This is a genomic window from Streptomyces sp. AC627_RSS907, assembly GCF_019049165.1.
In genome coordinates, this window is the sequence record NZ_JAGMUE010000027.1 from 1 (window position 1) to 16,565 (window position 16,565).

At 72.4% G+C, this 16,565-nt stretch carries 12 protein-coding genes; 4 read left to right on the top strand and 8 right to left on the bottom strand.

All coding sequences use genetic code 11. The features are described 5' to 3' along the window. Window positions 1-501: 501 nt before the first annotated feature. Window positions 502-951, top strand: coding sequence for a PTS glucose transporter subunit IIA (locus tag KUM32_RS07570; protein ID WP_217141020.1), 450 nt, complete (start codon window positions 502-504; stop codon window positions 949-951). Window positions 952-1,028: 77 nt separating this feature from the next. Further along, the gene (gene ptsP, locus KUM32_RS07575; protein ID WP_217141021.1) at window positions 1,029-2,699 is read left to right on the top strand and encodes a phosphoenolpyruvate--protein phosphotransferase; all 1,671 of its coding nucleotides are present in this window, start codon (window positions 1,029-1,031) and stop codon (window positions 2,697-2,699) included. 59 nt (window positions 2,700-2,758) lie between these two features. Here ptsP and KUM32_RS07580 read toward each other — a convergent pair whose 3' ends face one another. Continuing rightward, complete coding sequence (locus KUM32_RS07580) at window positions 2,759-3,646, bottom strand: hypothetical protein (RefSeq protein ID WP_217141022.1); 888 nt, start codon at window positions 3,644-3,646, stop codon at window positions 2,759-2,761. 121 nt (window positions 3,647-3,767) lie between these two features. Then, window positions 3,768-5,744 carry an acetoacetate--CoA ligase gene (locus KUM32_RS07585; protein ID WP_217141023.1) on the bottom strand — a complete coding sequence of 659 codons (1,977 nt, stop codon included), beginning with the start codon at window positions 5,742-5,744 and terminating at the stop codon, window positions 3,768-3,770. Window positions 5,745-5,957: 213 nt separating this feature from the next. Between KUM32_RS07585 and KUM32_RS07590 the strand changes: the two genes are divergently transcribed. Beyond that, a complete protein-coding gene (locus tag KUM32_RS07590) occupies window positions 5,958-8,336 on the top strand; it encodes a glycoside hydrolase family 31 protein (RefSeq protein ID WP_217141024.1) in 2,379 nt (792 codons plus the stop codon). Here KUM32_RS07590 and KUM32_RS07595 read toward each other — a convergent pair. Further along, window positions 8,327-8,863: an NUDIX domain-containing protein gene (locus KUM32_RS07595; RefSeq protein ID WP_217141025.1), complete on the bottom strand. Its 537-nt coding sequence runs from the start codon at window positions 8,861-8,863 to the stop codon at window positions 8,327-8,329. The two genes, KUM32_RS07590 and KUM32_RS07595, sit on opposite strands and share 10 nt — an antisense overlap. Before the next feature lie 47 nt (window positions 8,864-8,910). After that, window positions 8,911-9,723, bottom strand: coding sequence for a M15 family metallopeptidase (locus KUM32_RS07600; protein ID WP_217141026.1), 813 nt, complete (start codon window positions 9,721-9,723; stop codon window positions 8,911-8,913). A gap of 149 nt (window positions 9,724-9,872) precedes the next feature. On the opposite strand from KUM32_RS07600, the gene KUM32_RS07605 reads away from it, so the two are divergent. After that, window positions 9,873-11,498 carry a GGDEF domain-containing protein gene (locus tag KUM32_RS07605; RefSeq protein ID WP_217141027.1) on the top strand — a complete coding sequence of 542 codons (1,626 nt, stop codon included), beginning with the start codon at window positions 9,873-9,875 and terminating at the stop codon, window positions 11,496-11,498. Between the two features lie 508 nt (window positions 11,499-12,006). On the opposite strand, the gene KUM32_RS07610 is transcribed toward KUM32_RS07605, so the two are convergent. Genes KUM32_RS07610 through KUM32_RS07625 form a run of 4 tightly spaced genes read right to left on the bottom strand, consistent with a single transcriptional unit; the run spans window position 12,007 to window position 16,372 of the window. After that, window positions 12,007-12,612: an ATP/GTP-binding protein gene (locus KUM32_RS07610; protein WP_217141028.1), complete on the bottom strand. Its 606-nt coding sequence runs from the start codon at window positions 12,610-12,612 to the stop codon at window positions 12,007-12,009. Between the two features lie 34 nt (window positions 12,613-12,646). Beyond that, window positions 12,647-13,042: a DUF742 domain-containing protein gene (locus KUM32_RS07615; protein ID WP_217141029.1), complete on the bottom strand. Its 396-nt coding sequence runs from the start codon at window positions 13,040-13,042 to the stop codon at window positions 12,647-12,649. A 10-nt stretch (window positions 13,043-13,052) separates the two neighbouring features. Beyond that, the gene (locus tag KUM32_RS07620; RefSeq protein WP_217141030.1) at window positions 13,053-13,487 is read right to left on the bottom strand and encodes a roadblock/LC7 domain-containing protein; all 435 of its coding nucleotides are present in this window, start codon (window positions 13,485-13,487) and stop codon (window positions 13,053-13,055) included. Beyond that, window positions 13,484-16,372 (bottom strand): nitrate- and nitrite sensing domain-containing protein, encoded by a 2,889-nt coding sequence (locus KUM32_RS07625; protein ID WP_217141031.1) that lies wholly within the window; start codon window positions 16,370-16,372, stop codon window positions 13,484-13,486. Before KUM32_RS07625 ends, KUM32_RS07620 begins: the two co-directional genes overlap by 4 nt. Window positions 16,373-16,565: the final 193 nt, after the last annotated feature.

Sequence of the window (16,565 nt, forward strand, 5' to 3'; positions counted from 1 at the left end):
TCCGACCGTTCACAGCGTCCTCGCTGTGTTTTTCAAAGGAACCTCGTCCCAGCCTGATGGCCGGAGACGGGGTATCAACATATCTGGCGTTGACTTTTGGCACGCTGTTGAGTTCTCAAGGAACGGACGCTTCCTTTGTACTCACCCTCTCGGGCTTTCCTCCGGGCGCTTCCCTTCGGTGTTTCCAACACTATCAGGCTTTCCCGGTGCTTCTGACCACCGTCCTGCGGGCACGCAGAAGGCCATCCAGCGATAGGATCTGATGGGTTGGTTGCCGCCGAGGCGAGGTCATGGTGCTTCGCATCGCTCACCCTCAGGCAGGACTCACGACTGTACACGGGGCCGAGGAACGGGTGCAAATCCGTGGGGACTGTGGTCTAGACCTCTAATCGGAACACTCATGCGGAACCGGTACTTCCTATGACATACGCTGCTGCCCAGTCCGCCGTCCGGGAACAGGCAGTGACGGCCCGTACACATCTCCGCCCTGGGAGGCTTCCCATGACCACCGTCTCGTCCCCGCTCGCAGGACGCGCCATCGGCCTGGCCGCTGTGCCCGATCCCGTCTTCTCCGGGGCCATGGTCGGCCCGGGCACCGCCATCGACCCCGTACGGGAGCCTTCCGAGGCAGTGGCGCCCGTGGACGGGGTCATCGTCTCTCTGCACCCGCACGCCTTCGTGGTCGTCGACGACAGCGGGCACGGTGTGCTGACTCATCTCGGCATCGACACGGTGCAGCTCAACGGTGAGGGTTTCGAGCTGCTGGTGAACAAGGGCGACACCGTCGTGCGTGGGCAGGCCGTGGTGCGCTGGGACCCGGCCGCCGTCGAGGCCGCCGGCAAGTCGCCGGTCTGTCCGGTCGTGGCCCTGGAGGCGACGGCCGAGGCCCTCGCCGATCTCCGTGAGGACGGCGAAGTGAAGGCCGGCGAGAGTCTCTTTCTCTGGAAGTGACGTCAACGCCGTCGTGAGACGGCTTGTAGGACAACGACCGCGGCGGCGGTACCCGCCGCACTATCGGGACGGGTGAGATGGAGACAACGCTGCGAGGCGTCGGTGTGAGCCACGGTGTGGCGATCGGCGAGGTCCGCCACATGGGGACGGCGGTACTCGAGCCGCCGGCCAAGCAGATTCCGGCTGAGGACGCGGAGCGTGAGCAGCAGCGCGCGCGCAAGGCCGTGGAGGCTGTGGCGGCCGACCTGATGGCGCGCGGCAATCTGGCGGGGGGCGAAGCCCAGGCGGTGCTCGAGGCGCAGGCCATGATGGCCCAGGACCCCGAGCTGATGGCGGACGTGGAACGGCGGATCGCCGTCGGCAGCACGGCCGAGCGCGCGGTGTACGACGCCTTCGCCGCGTACCGCGCCCTGCTGGCCGGTGCCGGTGAGTACCTGGCCGGCCGCGTGGCCGACCTCGACGACGTGCGGAATCGTATCGTCGCCCGGCTGCTCGGGGTGCCGATGCCCGGCGTGCCGGACAGCGAGGAGCCGTACGTTCTCATTGCGCGGGATCTCGCGCCCGCCGACACGGCGCTGCTGGACCCGACACTGGTTCTCGGTTTCGTCACCGAGGAGGGCGGGCCGACCAGCCACAGCGCGATCCTCGCTCGGGCGCTCGGCGTGCCTGCCGTCGTGGCGCTTCCCGGCGCCGGGGAGGTCCCCGAAGGCACGGTGATCGCCGTGGACGGCAGCACCGGCGAGATCTTCGTGAACCCCAGCGAGGAGAAGAAGGCGCGACTGGAGGCGGACGCCGCCGAGCGCAGGGCGGCACTGGCCGCCTCCACCGGACCGGGCTCGACCTCGGACGGTCACAAGGTGCCGCTGCTCGCGAACATCGGTGGTCCCGCGGACGTGCCCGCGGCGGTGGAGGCCGGGGCCGAGGGCGTCGGACTGTTCCGCACCGAGTTCCTCTTCCTCGACGACAGCAAGAAGGCGCCGTCTGAGGAGAAGCAGGTGTCCGCCTACCGGCAGGTGCTGGAGGCGTTCCCGGAGGGCCGGGTGGTCGTGCGGGTGCTGGACGCCGGAGCGGACAAGCCGCTGGACTTCCTCACCCCGGGCGACGAACCCAACCCGGCGCTGGGTGTGCGCGGTCTGCGGACGCTGCTGGACCACCCTGACGTGCTGCGTACGCAGCTGACGGCGCTGGCGAAGGCGGCCGAGGGGCTGCCGGTCCACCTCGAGGTCATGGCTCCGATGGTGGCGGACCGCGCCGATGCCAAGGCGTTCGCGGACGCGTGCCGCGAAGCCGGGCTGCGGGCGAAGTTCGGCGCGATGGTGGAGATCCCGTCGGCGGCGCTGCGGGCGCGCTCGGTTCTGCAGGAGGTCGAGTTCCTGTCCCTGGGGACGAACGACCTCGCGCAGTACACCTTCGCCGCCGACCGGCAGGTGGGTGCGGTGTCCCGGTTGCAGGACCCGTGGCAGCCGGCGCTGCTCGACCTGGTCGCGATGTCCGCCGAGGCGGCGAAGGCCGAGGGCAAGAGCTGCGGTGTCTGCGGTGAGGCCGCGTCGGACCCGCTGCTGGCGTGTGTGCTGACCGGTCTGGGCGTCACCTCCCTCTCCATGGGCGCTGCGTCGCTTCCCTATGTCCGGGCGACGCTGGCCAAGTTCACGCTGGCCCAGTGCGAGCGCGCCGCGGCGGCGGCCCGGGCGGCGGACAGCGCCGAGGAGGCGCGGAACGCGGCTCAGGCGGTGCTGTCCGGCGAGTAGGACCGGACGAGGTTCGGCGCGGGGCGTCCCTTCTGGCGGAAGGGGCGCCCCGCACGCGTTCAGTGGTGGTGTCCCGGTGGGTTCTCGTCTCCGAGGTCGGGCGGCGCGCAGTAGTCGACGTTGGATTCCGGGGAGATGAGGTCGCCGGTGTCCATGTCGATGCAGTAGGCGTCGAAGACCTCACCGGCGGTGAGGGGTTCGAGGCCGTATCCCCGAAGGCGCCAGCCATGGATGCGCTCGGGGCCGCTCGGAGCGCTGATGCGCATCACGAGGCCGCCGGGGCTGTGGGTGGCGAGGCCGAGGGCGAGGACGCTGATGAATTCCAGGGCCTCGGCCTCGTCCAGGTGCGGAGTGCCGTCGATGTCCTCGTCGGCGTGGAGGACGGCGAGGAGGGTTTCCGGGACGCCGGAGACGCTGCAGACCAGGTGGCGGTTGCCCGGCGGGGCCGTTTCGAGGATGCGCAGGACGAGGCGCTTGGCCCGGGAGAAGGCGGCTCGGCCGAGATCCTCACCGCAGGTGGCGCAGCTGCCGAGGCGGGCCAGCAGGGCGGTGGCGTACTCCCAGGTGGCCTGGCGGACGGCTTCGTCGACGAGGGCCGGGAGGAGATCGGCGAGTGCCTGGCCCTCGTACGGCAGGGTGGGTCCGTTGGCGGCGAGTTCCGCGGTGAAGCGGGTGCGGCTGGCGTGGGCGTCGGGGTCGAGGCCCGCCGCCGAGCAGAAGTCGGCGTACTCCTCCGGGTCGAAGAGGGCGATCGTGGTGTGGGTGCCCTGGGATGCGCGTGCCCTGAGGAGGGCTTCCATCTGTTGGAGATAGGCGGCGTGGTCGTCGAAGGTGAAGCTGCGGTAGCGCCGCATGGCACGGAAGTCGTGCTCGTCGGTGAGCACTCCGATGGTGCCGGCGATTTCGCGGCGCAGGACGCGTCGCATGGTCTGGTCGGTGTGCGCCATGTTTCCCCCTGTGCGCAGTCGATCAATGCTCACTCACAGTAACCGGGGGCACTGACAACGGCGTCGGGGCGGCGCGGCGAGCCGGCCTCGTGCGGCCTCGGCCGGCTCGCCGAGGGCCTGGTCAGGTGCGCTTGCGGGCGAGGTCCTCGTAGAAGTGGAGCAGGTCGAGGTCGTCGATGGAGCCGGGGTTGACGGCCTTCTCCAGCGGGGTGCCCTGCAGGAGGCGCTTGACCGGGACCTCGATGCGCTTGCCGGTGAGGGTGTGCGGGACGCCGGGCACCTCGATGACCTCGTCGGGTACGTGGCGCGGGGAGAGCTGTGCGCGGATGGTCTGCTTGATGCGGGCCAGCAGGGTCTCGTCGAGGACCGCTCCGGGCGCGAGGTGGACGAAGAGGGGCATCCAGTAGCCCCCGTCGGGCTGCTCGACGCCGACGACGAGGGATTCCCTGATCTCGGGAAGGCGCTCGACGGCCTCGTAGATGTCGGCCGAGCCCATGCGGACGCCCTGCCGGTTGAGGGTGGAGTCGGAGCGGCCGTGGATGACGACGGACCCGCGGGAGGTGACGGTGATCCAGTCGCCGTGCCGCCAGACGCCGGGGTAGGTGTCGAAGTAGCTGTCGTGGTAGCGGCTGCCGTCCGGGTCGTTCCAGAAACGGATCGGCATGGAGGGCATGGGGTTGGTGACGACGAGCTCGCCGACCTCGTCGGTCAGGGGTGCTCCGCTCGGGTCCCAGGACTGGAGGTCGGTGCCCAGGCCGGGCGCCTGGAGCTCGCCGATGTACACGGGGAGGGTGGGGACGGCGCCCGCGAAGCAGGAGCACACGTCGGTGCCGCCGCTGACGGAGGCGATCCACAGGTTCGCGCCGCTCTCGGCGAACTCGTCGTGCAGCCAGCGGAAGCCGTCCGGCGGGAGGGGTGAGCCCGTGGTGGCGACGCACTGGACGGTGGACAGGTCGTGGTCGCGGGCCGGGTGCACGCCGGCCTTGCGGCATGCCATGACGTAGGCGGCGGAGGTGCCGAAGAGGGTGGCGCCGGCGCGTTCGGCGATGCGCCACTGGGCGCCCGTGTCCGGGAAGCCGGGACTGCCGTCGTACAGGACGATCGTGGTGCCGGTGAGCAGGCCGGAGACGAGGAAGTTCCACATCATCCAGCCGGTCGAGGTGTACCAGAAGAAGCGGTCCTCGGGGCCCAGGTCGCAGTGCAGGCCGAGTTGTTTGAGGTGTTCGACCAGGATGCCGCCCTGGGACTGGACGATGGCCTTGGGCAGGCCGGTGGTGCCGGAGGAGTAGAGCACCCACAAGGGGTGGTCGAAGGGCACCTGCTCGAAGACGGGGGTTGTGTCCGCGGCCGTCAGGGTGTCCCATTCCAGCGCGCCCTCGGGGGCCTCGGTGCCGAGGAGCGGGATGTGGATCACCGCGCGCAGGGTGGGCAGTGCGCGGCGCAGTTCGGCGACGGTGTCGCGGCGGTCGTGTTCCTTGCCGCCGTAGCGGTAGCCGTCGACGGTGAACAGGACGACGGGTTCGACCTGCTGGAAGCGGTCGAGGACACTGCGGGCGCCGAAGTCGGGGGCGCAGGAGGTCCAGACGCCGCCGATGGCGGCGGTGGCGAGGAGGGCGACCACGGCCTGCGGGATGTTCGGGAGGTAGCCGCTGACTCGGTCACCGGGGCGCACGCCGAGGGCGCGCAGCTCGGCGGCGAGGGAGCCGACCTGTCGGTTCAGCTCCGCCCAGGTGACGGGGCGCGGCTCGTGGGTCTCGTCGACGTACAGCAGGGCCGGTTCGTCCGCGCGGGTGTCCGTCGCGCGCAGGGCGTGCTCGGCGTAGTTCAGGGTGGCCCCGGGGAACCACTGTGCGCCGGGCATCGAGCGGTCGCCCAGTACGCGCGCGTAGGGGGTCGAGAAGCGTACGTCGAACCATTCCGTCACGGCTTGCCAGAAGGTGTCCGGCTCCTCGACGGACCAGCGGTGCAGGGCACCGTAGCCGCCTTCGGCGGGGGCGCCGTGGTGTTCGGCTGCCCAGGTGTGGAACCGGGTGATCCGGGCCTGGGCGATGCGCTGCGGATCTGGCTGCCAGAGCGGCTGCGGGTTCACGGTCGACATGGGGCGGCTCCCGGACTGTGCGCGTCGTGTGCGTCCTCCGCGCACGGGCTGGGGTGTGCGCGTGACGCGGCTGACACGGACGATGCCACGTGATCGACTCCCACACCAGGGCGCGCCGCACCTGGTCGGCGTCGTGAAGATGTGGTCCCGTCACGGGTGAACGGCAGTTGAACGACGCCCGCGCGGGGGGTGGTCGATGGCAGGGTGAGCAGCATGGACGGTCGTGACCTGGTGCGTTCGATGAAGGCGGTCGGTTCTGCGGGGGCGGCGCAGGGGTTGCGTGGCGTACGGGCGGCCTGGCGCAGGCGGCGGGCCGACGCCGCCGGGCTGCCCCCGCGGGGCCCGGAACGTGCGCGGGTGCCCGGGCGGATGCAGGAGGTGGAGCCGGGCCCCGGGGGCGGTGTCGTGCGGTTCGGCCGCTCGGAGTTGCGGATCCTCGTCGCCGTGAACGGCGCCGTGTTCTGGGGCTGGGACGGGGCCGGGCCGGAGCCGTCGTACGCGTTGGCGGGCCGGTGCCCGGAGCCGGACCCCCGGGCGGCGCTGGAGCCGGACAAGGACGGCGGCTGGCGGGTGGTGGCCGAGCGGGCGACGGTGGCCGTCTCCCTGCACGGCGCGATCGAGATCCGTACGCCGGGAGGGGTGGTACTGCGCCGTGAGCTGCCGCCGCGCTGGTGGGAGCCGGTCGGTGGCGGTCCGGCGCGCTGGACGCAGCGGTCGGAGGTGGCGGCGGACGCCCGGTTCTTCGGGCTCGGGGGCCGGTCCACGGGTCCTCGGTTGCGGAGCGGTACGTACCGGTTGTGGAACACCGGTCCGGGCGCGGCCTTCACCCCGGGTGAGGACCCGTTGTCCGTCACCATGCCGGTGCAGTTGGTGGTGGCCGACGCGGGGACGCATCTCGTGTTCCACGACAGTTCGTGGGACGGCACTGTGGTGTTGCGGGAGGGTGAGGAGGGCGCCGGGTCGGGGCACGACCGGCCCGGGAGCAGTGTGCTGCGGATGGACGGTGGTCCGCTGCGGTGCTGGGTGGCGGTGGGCACTCCCGCGCGCGTGCTGCTGGCGTGGGCCTCGCTCACCGGGGCGCCCGCGTTGCCGCCGGCGTGGGCGCTCGGCCACCATCACGCGGGGGGCGGATTCGAGGACGAGCAGGCGGTGCGGCGGATCGTCGCCGGCTACCAGGAGCGTGATCTGCCGCTCGACGCCGTGCATCTGGACGGTGGTCACTTCGCCGACCACCAGGTCTTCACCGTGGACGAGGAGCGGTTTCCCAAGTTGCCCGTTCTCGCCGACGAGCTGCGACAGGCCGGGATCCGGCTGGTGTCGGTCGTCGGTCCGGCGATTCCGGCCGCCCGGGGCAACGCCGTGTACGACGGTGGGTCGGCCGAGGACGCGTTCGTCAGGGACGCCTCCGGGGCGGTCGTCCGCGGTGTGGCGGGGCCGGGGGACGTGGTCTTTCCGGACTTCACGCGCGCGCGTGTGCGTGAGTGGTGGGGCGGCCTCCACGAGGAGCGGCTCGGGCAGGGTTTCGCCGGTTTCTGGCACGACCTGAACGAGCCCACCTCGTTCGCCGCGTTCGGGGAGTCGACGCTGCCCCGGTCGGCCCGGCACGCGCTGGAGGGGCGGGGCGGTGACCATCGGGAGGCCCACAACGTGTACGCGCTGTGCATGGCCCGCGCCGGGTACGAGGGACTGCGGAGTCTGGTGCCCGAGGAGCGGCCGTTCGTCCTCTCCCGCTCCGGGTGGGCCGGGATGCAGCGCTACGGCGGCACGTGGTCCGGGGACATCGCCACGGGCTGGCCCGGGCTGCGGGCGTCGCTGGCGCTGGTGATGGGGCTGGGGCTGTGCGGGGTGCCGTATTCGGGACCGGACGTGGGCGGGTCGGACGGCAGTCCGTCGCCGGAGCTGTATCTGCGGTGGTTCCAACTGGCCGCGTACCTGCCCCTGTTCCGCACGCACGCGGGTCCGCGGGCGGGGCGGCGGGAACCCTGGGAGTTCGGGGCCGAGGTGCTGGAGTACGCGCGCCTGGCGCTCGTCGAGCGGCGGCGGCTGCTGCCGTACTTCGTGACGCTGGCGCATCTGGCCCGGCGTACCGGGGCGCCGTATGTGCGTCCGCTGTGGTGGTCGGCGCCGGAGGAGCGGGCGTTGCGGGAGTGCGAGGACGCCTTTCTGCTGGGCGACTGCCTGCTGGTGGCCCCGGTGCTGGTCCCGGGGGCGGACCGGCGTGCGGTGGAGCTGCCGCGGGGACGCTGGTACGACACGGTGACGGAGCGGGCGTACGAGGGGCCGGGGCAGGTGCTGGTCGATGCTCCTGCGGCTCGGATTCCGGTGTTCGCGCGCGCGGGGGCCGTCGTTCCCGTGCGCGGGTGCGACGGCGGGCTGGAGCTGGAGGTGTGGGCGCCCGCGCGGGGGCGGACCGGCGGTGGACTGGTGGTGCGGGACGCGGGCGACGGTTGGGGGGAACCGGAGGTCGAGCGGTACGTCACCCGCTGGGAGGGCCGGCGGGTGGTGGTCGAGCGGGAGGGTGAGGACGGCGGGTGCGAGCCGTCCTGCCCGGTACGTGTCCGGGGGCTCGGCGCGCACCCGGTTCAGATGTAGCGGCCCTCGAACCAGGCCCGGACCGCTCGGGTGTGGAGGGGGAAGGCGAGTTCCTCGGCCCGGTGCAGGAGATGCCAGCCCTCGGTCTCGTTCGTGGCGGTGGACGACGGAAGTCCGTCGGCAGGCCTCTCGGGGAGGAGCCCGAAGAGCAGCAGGTGGCCGTCGGGCGAGCTCATGGCGTCGGCGAGCCGCACGTCCCGGCTCGCCGCCTCGATGCCCGTCTCTTCCTCGAGCTCGCGGACGACGGCCCGCCGCCAGTCCTCCCGGTCGTCGATGTAGCCGCCGGGCAGGGCGACTCCTCCGCGCGCGGGGGCCACCGTGCGGGTGATGACGACCAGGGCGGTGCCCTGTGTGTCGTACACGGGCTGGAGGGCGACCGCGACCGGCAGCGGGTTGCGGTAGGCCACGGTGCCGCACGCCGGGCAGGTGCGGGGCCAGCCGGAGACGCCTTCTCCGTAGGGCGTTCCGCAGCTCGAACAGTGGGTGCCCGATGCGGAGTCGGAATCGGAGACTGGGGTTTCGAACACGCGGCGGACTGTATCCGATCACGCGGGGGGCGGCTCCGGCGGCCGGCTCAGCGGCGGCCGGCGAGGGACTTCGCCGAGACCGGGAAGTCGAAGTAGGTGTCCGGGTAGGGCTCGGGCTTGTAGGTGAAGTGCCACCACTCCTCGGGGAGGTTCACGAGACCGACGTCCTCCAAGGTGTCCTTGAGCAGCAGACGGTTGGCCCGCTGTTCGCTCCCGACGCGCGGGTCGAGGGTGTGCGAGAGGGTGTCGAAGCAGTCGTAACCGGTGCCCATGTCGACGGAGTTGTCGGGGAAGCGCTGGTCCTGCGGCGCGAAGCAGGGCACCAGTGGCTGTCCGGGGTGGTAGGGCCGGGTGGGCTTCGCCGGCAGCTTCACGAGGGTGAGGTCCATGGTGGAGCCCCGGCTGTGACCGGACTTCTCCGCGATGTAGCCGTCCTCGAACAGTCGGGTCTTGTCGACGTCGGGGTAGAACTCGGCCTTCATCGCCTGGTCGTCGAGGTCTTCGGCCCAGCGGACGAAGTGGTCGACGGCGCGTTGCGGCCGGTAGCAGTCGTAGACCTTCAGGGAGTAGCCCTGGCGCAGCAGCCGGGTCTGGGCCCGGTGCAGGGCGACGGCGGCGGGGCGGGTGAGGACGCACAGGGGCTGCCGGTAGCCGTCGATGCGCTCGCCGACGAAGTTGTGGGGGGTGACGTAGCGCATCTCCTGGATGATCGTCGGGTCGACGCTTGTCAGGGCCACGAAGTCCCTGGGTGCCTTGGGCTCGGGGGCCGCGGCGCGGGCGGTGGCGGGGAGGGCGGTCACCGCGAGCAGGGCGGCGACGGTGGTGGCCAGGCCGCGGAGCGCGGTGGTGAGTCGTGTCATGTTCCCTGCATCTATCAGGAGTGGGTGAGGCGGGGGAAGTGGGTGGGACGGCGACTCGCCGTCCGCAGGCTCGGTGAGTGCGCCGGAATCCTGCGTGAACGTCGCGTGAACTGGGTCCGAGTGGCTGCCGGTGGCGCCATCCTGCTCCCGTGCGCTCCTGGACGGACACTCTCCGCTTCGCTTTCCAACCGGTGGTCAACCTGATGACCGGCGGGGTCGCGGCGCTGGAGATACTCGCCCGCCCGGAGACCGGCGACATCCTGGCCGAGGCCTGCCGTGACGCCGAACTCGACGGCAGGCTGGCGGTCTCGGCGTTCCGCGCGGCGGTGCGCAAGGAGACGCTGCTGCCCCTGCACGTCAACGTGTTCGCGGGCACGCTCGCCGACCTCGGCGGCCTCCAGCCGTTGCACGACGCCGTGCGCGAGGCCGGCCGGCTGCCCTGGGAGGTGACGGTCGACATCTGTCCGCCGTACACCCATGTGCCGCAGCGGTCCCTGCTGGAGGCGGTGACCGCGGTGCGGGACCAGGGGTTCCGGATCTGCGCGGACGGGGTCGGCGACGGGGACGCGCCGCTGCGGCTGCTGACGGACCTGGCGCCGGAACTGGTGAAGCTCGACGCTTCGCTGCTGGCGCGCCCGGCGGCCGTACGGGCCATGCGGGCGCTCTGCGACGAACTGGGGGCGTTGCTTGCCGTGGAGGGCGTGGAGACGGAGTCGCAGTGTGCCGCCGCCCGGTCGGCCGGGGCTCAGTTGGCGCAGGGTGAGTTGTTCGCGCCGCCCGCGCGGCTGCCCGCGGTGGACGTCTACGTTCCGCCCGGCTCCTCCGGCGTCGTGCCGGTGCCGCCGTCGGGGCCTCCGGTACGGCAGTTCGTGCGGCCCGCGGCGCTGCTGCCGGTGACCGCTTCGGCGGGTCAGGTGCGGGCGCTGCTGACCGGGTCGCCCGACGTGTCCGGGGTGCTGCTCGTGGACCGGGACGGGGTCCCCGTGCGGTCGGTGCACCGGTCCCGGTTCCTGCTGTCGATGTCGGGGCGTTACGGGCACGCCCTGTACGCCGACCGGCCCGCGGTGAAGCTCGGTGACCCGCCGCGGACGGTGGGCGTCGAGGCGACGGCCTGGGAGGTGCTGGACGTGGTGGCGGTCGGCGGCCGGGGCCGTACGTCGGACGACGTGGCCGTGGTCGACGCGTACGGGCGTTGCGTGGGTGTCGTACGCCTCTCGGATCTGGTGCGGGCGCTGGCCGAGAGCCGGGTGGAGGAGGCCGTCGGGCTGAATCCGCTGACCCGGCTGCCCGGCTCGGACGCGATCACCGGCGAGGTGGACCGGCGGATCGCCGACGGGCGGGCGTTCGCGTTGAGCTGGCTCGACGTGGACCACTTCAAGCAGGTCAACGACGGGGCCGGGTTCGCGGCGGGTGACGAGCTGATCCGGGAGGTCGGGCGGGCTCTGCTGCGGACGGCGTCGGCCTCCACGCGCGTGGGGCACATCGGCGGTGACGACTTCCTGGTGCTCACCGGTCCGGACGAGTTGGATCCGCTGGCCGCCGCCGTTCTGGACGCGTCGTGGTCGGCGGGCGGGCGGCCCGTGACGCTGTCCCTGGCGACGGTCCTGTGCGCTCCGGGCAGCGTCCCGGACCACCGGCAGGCGGCTGCCGGTCTGGCCCCGCTGAAGAAGGCCGCGAAGGCGCTGCGCGGGGCGAGTTGGGTGCTGGGGCGGGCGGGGCTGCCGGGGTACGAGGTGCGGCGTGGGTCCGGCCGGGCGACGGCCCCGGCGGGGTGACGCGCCATGGCGGCCCCGGAACGCCGGCGTGAGCCGGTGGGTCGGCGCTCGGCGGGGCCGGGGCGGGGCCGGACCGGGACGAGCCGTCGGCGGCGAGTGTGGAGGACAACGCAGGCGCGTACGTCGCGCCCGCGTGACCCGGTCTGTGCGCGCCGTGCGTGCGGTCCGGCGCTCGCGGGGGCGTCACCGGGCTCGCCCGGTACGTCCCGAAGGCGCACCGCGCGCGTGGTGCGGAGGCGACGAGCCGGCGGACGCGCGAGACCGTGGACGCGCGAGACCGGGCCGCCGGAGTGTGCGTCACGCCCCGGGGGGCGGCGGCGTGACGAGGAACGGTCTGCTGACGCGGCATCGGACGGACGCGCCGGCGTGTCCGTGATCCGGGCCGCGGCTCTCCGTGACGACGGGGGCGGCGACGTACGGGTCCCGGGCGGGCCCGGCACCCGCGTGCGTGTGCCGGGTCGCTCCGCACGCGCGCGTGGGTGCCGTTTCCGGTCCGCCCGGGTGGTGCTCAGGTGGTGACGGCCCCGCGACGGTCCGCCGCCTGCGTCATGGCGTGCTGGACCACGCCGACCAGGAGCTCCTTGACCGACTCGCGATCGCGGGCGTCGCACATCACCAGCGGCACCTGGGCGTCGAGGTCGAGGGCCTGGCGGACGGTCTCGGCCGGGTAGCGGGCCGATCCCTCGAAGCAGTTGACGCCGACGAGGAACGGGATGGAACGCCGTTCGAAGTAGTCGACGGCGGCGAAGCAGTCCTCCAGGCGGCGGGTGTCGGCCAGGACGACGGCGCCGAGCGCACCCTCGGAGAGCTCGTCCCACATGAACCAGAACCGCTCCTGGCCGGGCGTGCCGAAGAGGTACAGCACCAGGTCCTCGCGCAGGGTGATCCGCCCGAAGTCCATGGCCACCGTGGTGGTGTGCTTGCCCTCGACCCCGCTGACGTCGTCGACGGGCCGTCCGGCCTCCGTGAGCAGTTCCTCGGTGCGCAGGGGCCTGATCTCGCTGACGGCGCCGACGAGGGTGGTCTTGCCGACACCGAAACCGCCGGCCACCAGGATCTTGAGCGTGACGGGCTCGACCGGCGGCTTGCCGCGCTGAGAACGCCCGAAGATCATCGATCTTTTCTCCTTACCGTGCCCGGAGGCTGATTCACAGGGCTCTCAGGCCGCTGATCACATCGCGCAGAACGTTCTCGTCCGGCAGTTCGGCCGGGGGCACGGGCCGGTTCACGTGGACGAGTCCGATGTCCACGAGATCTCCGACCAGGACCCGGATCACCCCGACGGGCAGGTCGAGTCCGGCGGCGAGCTCGGCGACGGACTGCGGGATGTCCCGGCAGAGCCCGACGATGTCCACGTGCTCCGGGGAGAGCGTGACGTCCGCCTCCGGATCGTCCGCGTGGGGTTCCGCGACGACCACCGCGATCAGGTCGAGGCGGTGCTGGGCCGCACTGGTGGTGCGACCGCGCGTCATGGCGTACGGACGGACGACCGGGCCGGCCTCGTCGTCGAACCAGTGGCTTGTTCCCTGACCGTCTGCGCTCATGTCATCCCACTTACCCGCCCGCGGGCAGATCGGTGCGGGGAGCGGTGCCCAGATGCGCACCGACCCGCTTGACGAGGAGGGTCATCTCGTAGGCGACCTGGCCGACGTCGGAGTCGGCGTCCGACAGAACGGCCAGACAGCTGCCGTCGCCGGCGGCCGTGACGAACAGGAAGGCGTCGTCGAGTTCGACGACCGTCTGCCGGACGCTGCCCGCCTCGAAGTGGCGGCCCACGCCCTTGGCGAGACTGTGGAAGCCGGACGCCACGGCGGCCAGGTGCTCGCTGTCCTCCCTGGTCAGGTCCTTGGACGCCCCGGTCGCCAGACCGTCGCCGGACAGGACGACGGCCTTGCGGATGCTCGCGACACGGTCCACGAGGTCGTCGAGGAGCCAGTTGAGCTCCCTGGACGTGGTCGCGGTGTGGCCGGTCGCCTTCGGTGCGGTCATCGACCGTCCCCCTTACTCGTTCCTTGCGGTGCTTGTGCTGCTGTGCCGCCGGTGACGTCGTCACCCGCGGCGTTCTCCTCGCGGCCGCGTTGCCAGCCGCGCTGGAGGGATGCCATACGGTCGCGTACCTCCTCGGCGTCCCGGTCGGCCGGGTCGGAGCGGTCCTCGGCGGGCCGCCCGGCGCTCTGCCTGAGCTGGGGGGCCAGGTTGGCCTGCCGTACGCGTCTGGGGAGCGCGTCCGTGCCGGGCTCGTCCCGCGGCGTGCGGTCCTCGCCGTAGCGGGACGGAGCGTCGCCGCGCGCGGCGGACGTCCCGCGACGGCGGGCCGGGAGGGACGGCAGCGCGTCGGGGGCCGTACGGTCCGAGTCGCGGTCGTCGGTACGGCCGTCGGTACGGCCGTCGGTACGGTCGTCCGCGCGGTCGTCGGTACCGCGGTCGGTGTGGCCGTCGGTGCGGTCCTCGCGACGGCGGCGGGTGGGCAGCGCGGGTGTCTCACCCGGTCGCGACGGCCGGCCGGTCCGGGGCCCGGCGCGGTCCGGGACTGCCGAAGACGCCTCGTCCGCGGCGTCCCGGGCCGTCCGTTCAGGAACCGGACGCCCGTGGGAACTGACCAGCTTGGGGGTCCGGCGGCGCGGCAGCGGAACCGGAGCGTTCGCCTCTCCCTCCGGCGACTCCCCGCCGTGGTCGGGTCCCCGGCGTCGCCGTTCCGCGCGGCGGGCCATCCGCTCGTCGTCCGCCGCGACGACGGAGCGGCGCCGTCGGAACAGCCCTCCCCGTTCGCTGTCCTGGTCGCCGAGCGCGCCCGGCAGGTCGTCGAGTGAGTCCAGGTCGACGGGCGCCTCCAGCTCGACCGGCCCGTCCAGGGGCGGGGCCGGCCGGCCCGGCAGGGTCGCCGGCACGTGGGAGAGGGGGGAACGGCGGTTCTCCTCCCGCTCCTTGTCCTTGACGTGCTGGGGGCGGTCGAGACGGAAGCCGGCGCCGTTGGTGTCCGGGGCGTCGTCGGTGAGCAGCGCGTCGGGGATGAGGACGACTGCGGTGGTGCCGCCGTACGGGGACGGCTGCAGGGACACCCGGACGTTCTGCCGCTGGGCGAGCCGGCTGACCACGAACAGTCCGAGCCGGTCGGTGTCGGACAGCTCGAACTCGGGCGTCTCGGCGAGCCGCAGGTTGGCGTCGAGGAGGGCCTCGGCCGCCATGCCGAGGCCGCGGTCGTGGATCTCCAGGGTGAAGCCGTTGGCGACCCTCTCGCCCAGTACCTGCACCGCCGTGTGCGGCGGCGAGAACACCGTGGCGTTCTCCAGGAGTTCGGCCACGAGGTGGGTGAGGTCGGCGACCGCAGGGCCCGTGACGGCGACGCGCGGCAGTCGCCGGACCTCGATGCGCTCGTAGTCCTCGACCTCGGCGACGGCGGCGCGCACCACGTCCATGAGCTGGACGGGTTTGCGCCACTGCCTGGAGGGTGCGGCGCCCGAGAGGATGACCAGGCCCTCCGCGTGGCGGCGCATGCGGGTGGTCAGGTGGTCCAGGCGGAACAGGTCGGCGAGTTCCTCGGTGTCCTCGGTACGACGCTCCATGGTGTCGAGCAGGGTGAGCTGCTTGTGCAGCAGTACCTGGCTGCGGCGGGCGAGGTTGACGAACACCTCGGAGACGCCGGCGCGGAGTTCGGCCTGCTTGACGGCGGCCTCGACGGCGGCGCGCTGGAGGGTGTTGAGGGCCTGGCCGACCTCGCCGATCTCGTTCTTGTCGTACTCCAGGCGCGGCACCTCCGTCTCGACGTCGACCTGCTCGCCCGCGGAGAGGCGGCGCATCACGCTGGGCAGTCGTACGCCGGAGGCCTCGTGGGCCTCCAGGCGCAGCTGCCTGAGGTCGCGGATCAGGGAGCGGCCGACGCGCACGGACAGGAAGAGGGAGAACAGCAGGGCGATCAGGCCGAGAGCACCGGCGACGACCACCTTGGCGATGACGTTCGTCGCGACCGGGTCGACGCGGTCCTGGTAGCGGTCGGCGGCGTGGTCGTCGAGGGCGCCGAGTTCGTCGAGGACGTCGCCGGCGGCGGTGTCCCAGCTCCTGGCGGTGACGCCGCGGGGTGTGCCGGCCTCGGTGGAGACGGCCGCCTCCTCGGCGACCCGCAGGGGTGCGGAGGCGGCGTTCCTCCAGAAGCGCTGGTAACGGCCGCGTTCGGCGGCGGGCAGCAGCGGCAGGTTGATGTCGTACAGCATGGTGCGCTGGGCCACGAGGTCGGAGACGGCACGTGTCTCGGCCCGGGTGAGCCGGCCGGTGACCAGGGCGGAGCCGAGGAGGGCGTCCTCGCGGGAGAGAAGCTCGCGCGCGCGAGAGACGTTGACGAGGGCGCGGTACTGCTTGTCCAGGTTCACGTGGTCGACGACGTGGAGGTTGGCGAGCAGTTCGTGGCAGGGGTCGACGAGGCGGTTGTAGAGGCCGAGCGCCTGTGCGCGGTCGATGGTGCCGTCCTCGACGCTGCGGCGCAGGGAACCGATGCCGTCGAAGGCGTCCAGGACGGTCGTGAGGCGCTCCTCCTCGGCCTGGCCCAGCGCGTCGCGTACGTCGGTGCTCGCGGCGTTGCGCCGGACCTCCGCTATGGCCTCGTCGGTGGCGGTACGGCTGCGCCGGAGGGCCAGGAGGCCGTCGGAGGCGCGCGGGTCGGCGAGGTGGACGAGGGTCTGGCGGCGTTCCTGCTGGAGGACGCGGACGGTGTCCTCGACCGGGTAGCCGATCTCCTCGACGAGGGTCGACACGTCGAACAGGCGGCTGGCCTCACGCCCCGTCAGTACCGTGGCGAAGGCCCAGATCGCGGTCAGGGACACCAGGGGCACGAGAAGCAGCGCCACGATCTTCCGGCGGATCGACTTCCCGCGAAAGCGCATGGCCTCCCCCAGCTCGACCCCCACCGGCAGGGGGCACACATGTACGTCAACAAACGGCGCGAGCCTACTACTGACGCACAGGTAACTCGAAGGCCCGTCCGGAGGCCGCACCTCCGCGGCGGCGGTCCGGCGATGGTCAGTTGTCCGGCCATTACGGGAGATTGCCTCCCGGGTGCCGGGCGGACGGAGGACC